The 948-nt window shown below is 48.1% G+C and carries 1 protein-coding gene and 1 pseudogene; both read left to right on the forward strand.

Going from position 1 to position 948, the window contains the following annotated elements; all coding sequences use genetic code 11:
* Nucleotides 1–474, forward strand: a 474-nt coding sequence (locus DXB63_RS17645) for a hypothetical protein (protein ID WP_233522893.1), incomplete at its 5' end; no start/stop codon positions are given.
* A pseudogene (locus DXB63_RS17650) lies at nucleotides 471–948 on the forward strand (IS3 family transposase); the annotation flags it as partial. The gene DXB63_RS17645 and the pseudogene DXB63_RS17650, both read left to right, overlap by 4 nt.

A 948-nucleotide genomic window follows, 5' to 3' on the forward strand; every position in this document is an offset into this window, starting at 1 on the left:
TGCTATAGGTTGACTCAAACAGATCATCAAATGAGTTCGAAAACATTAAAAAAAGTAGTACAACGTCGTGGTCAAATGGGCAGGGCTTATCCAGTTTGCTTACGTACAGCAGTCCTCCGCGATTATCTTAGCGGTATGTCTCGTTCTGAGGTTGCCCGTAAATATTCTCTTCCTGATGCTAGTATAATTTCACACTGGAAGCGTAAATTTGCATGCACAGAAGATTTGAAAGCATCCACCATTATGGTAAAGCGTCGTAATAAACGTCTTTTGCAGACAGACATGGAATCCGCCCAGTCTAATCGTATCCGTGAGCTTGAGCGTGCCCTTTCCAAAACTCAAAAGGCACTGACAGACAAGGATAAGCAACTGGCAGAAGCTAATCTCCATTTCCGTTTGAGCGAGACGATGATAGATTTGGCAGAGGAGAAGTTCGGTATCGAGATCCGAAAAAACTTTGGTTCCAAGCCGTGAGCAGGCTTCATGGCATTGACGGGGTTAGTATCCCCTCCTGCTGTGCACTGCTTGGATACTCTAAACAAGCCTATTACAAACACTTGAATCGCGGGCAGAAGTCTGCCCTTGCGGAAGAGATTGTCCTTCGTGAGGTTGTGGCTATCCGCAAGGAACTTCCCGTTCTGGGTGGAAGAAAGCTACTGCATTTGGTACGGCAGCGTCTTCCCGCAGGTACTGTTCCGGGGCGTGATGCATTCTTCGACTTGCTCGGAGTCAACGGGCTGTTGGTCAGGAAGCAGAGGACATCCCGTCCTGTGACCACCTTGTCCTGGCATCATTTCCATAAGTTCAGCAATCTATGGAAAGGGCGCATTCCGGATGGTCCGAACCATGTTTGGGTAGCTGACATCACGTACATAAGGCTGCGTGACGACACATTCATCTATCTGAGCCTGCTGACCGATGTGTATTCCCATAAGATAGTGGGCTGGT

The organism is Bacteroides sp. OM05-12, from assembly GCF_003438995.1.
Taxonomy (GTDB): domain Bacteria; phylum Bacteroidota; class Bacteroidia; order Bacteroidales; family Bacteroidaceae; genus Bacteroides.